The organism is Rhodanobacter fulvus Jip2, assembly GCF_000264315.1.
GTDB classification, from domain to species: Bacteria; Pseudomonadota; Gammaproteobacteria; order Xanthomonadales; family Rhodanobacteraceae; genus Rhodanobacter; species Rhodanobacter fulvus.
In genome coordinates this window covers 1-278 of record NZ_AJXU01000084.1, presented here as the reverse complement: position 1 = coordinate 278, position 278 = coordinate 1, and the positions used below count along the sequence as shown (strand labels likewise).

The 278-nt window shown below is 62.6% G+C and carries 1 protein-coding gene; it reads left to right on the top strand.

Translation table 11 applies throughout. From position 1 onward, the window contains the following. Positions 1 to 28: 28 nt before the first annotated feature. Positions 29 to 278 (top strand): hypothetical protein (locus tag UU9_RS17040; RefSeq protein WP_040671315.1); only part of this gene is annotated, 250 nt, incomplete at its 3' end.

The window sequence follows — 278 nt, the reverse complement described above, 5'->3', positions numbered from 1 at the left end:
GGCGGCGAGTGAAGCCGCCAGTGGGGCGATGGCCAATTACCTCGCCGATCACCACATCGATCCGAACAGCGCCGAAGGCAGGACGTTGATGGAGCTGGCCAGCGTGGCTGTGGGTGGCGTCGTGGGCGGCGGAGCCGGTGCGGTGACGGCGCTGGATGGGGAGAAGTACAACCGACAGTTGCATCTGGAGCTTGTGCATCACATCAGGGACGATCTGACTAGACAGTACGCAACAGACCACGGCATATCTGAAGAAGTGGCGACGTCCCCCCGCATTG